Source organism: Methylobacillus sp. MM3 (assembly GCF_001645185.1).
GTDB lineage: Bacteria > Pseudomonadota > Gammaproteobacteria > Burkholderiales > Methylophilaceae > MM2.
The window spans coordinates 1-387 of the sequence record NZ_LXTQ01000045.1 but is presented as its reverse complement, the minus strand read 5'-3'; the positions used below and the strand labels follow the sequence as shown (position 1 = coordinate 387).

The 387-nt window shown below is 54.8% G+C and carries 1 pseudogene; it reads right to left on the bottom strand.

The annotated features are described in order from the left end of the window. A pseudogene (locus A7976_RS11855) lies at positions 1 to 387 on the bottom strand (ATP-dependent Clp protease ATP-binding subunit ClpX); the annotation flags it as partial.

Here is a 387-nt window from a genome sequence, read left to right as displayed (position 1 = left end):
GTGTCGAGCAGCGCGGCTTCGACGATAGAACGCAGACCACGAGCACCGGTTTTACGCGCCATCGCTTTCTTAGCGATCGCATCCAGCGCTTCCTCACGGAATTCCAGATCGACACCTTCAAGATTGAACAGCGCCTGGTACTGCTTGGTCAGGGCGTTTTTCGGCTCTTTGAGGATCTGGATCAACGCTTCTTCGCTCAGCTCGCTCAGCGTCGCCACCACCGGCAGACGACCGATGAACTCAGGGATCAGACCAAATTTGATCAGATCTTCCGGTTCGACCTGCGACAGCAGTTCACCTTCGCTGGCTTTATCAGACTGCGCTTTTACCGTTGCGCCAAAACCAATGCCGGAGCCGGTTTCAACACGGTTAGCAATCACTTTATCC